The 439-nt window shown below is 49.9% G+C and carries 1 rRNA gene; it reads right to left on the bottom strand.

Going from position 1 to position 439, the window contains the following annotated elements:
- A 16S ribosomal RNA gene (locus tag NKF26_RS23970) occupies positions 1–269 on the bottom strand; the annotation flags it as partial.
- Positions 270–439 lie beyond the last annotated feature (170 nt).

Raw genomic sequence — 439 nt, 5'->3', positions numbered from 1 at the left:
GTACCGATTATCGGCACGGTGGGCCGTTACCCCACCGTCTACCTAATCGGCCGCAATCACATCCTATAGCGCCGGAGCGTTTCCGGCTCCTTGCAATTCCAGCAAAGGAGCGTTATTCAGTATTAGCCTCAGTTTCCCGAGAGTATTCTGATCTATAGGGTAGTTTGATCACGTGTTACTGAGCTTTCCGCTACGAGTCTAAGCTCGTACAACTAGCATGGCTAAATCGAACTCCAATAGCAATGACCTCTGGCAGGATCAACCAGAATGTCGCTGAACACAAGGTTCAGCGTATAGGCGGAGACACTCTCAAAGAGAGTGTATCACATATCACACGTTCGGGACACCATATCGGAAACCGACAAGGTGTCACCGAACTACCAAGGCTAACATCAGATTCCATCGTATACGGCTGACCGCAGGGGTGGAATCCTCATTT

The sequence above is a fragment of the Haladaptatus sp. AB618 genome (assembly GCF_024136965.1).
Taxonomy (GTDB): Archaea; Halobacteriota; Halobacteria; order Halobacteriales; family Haladaptataceae; genus Haladaptatus.
The sequence above is the reverse complement of the archived record's forward strand: the minus strand, read 5'-3'. Positions and strand labels throughout refer to the sequence as shown.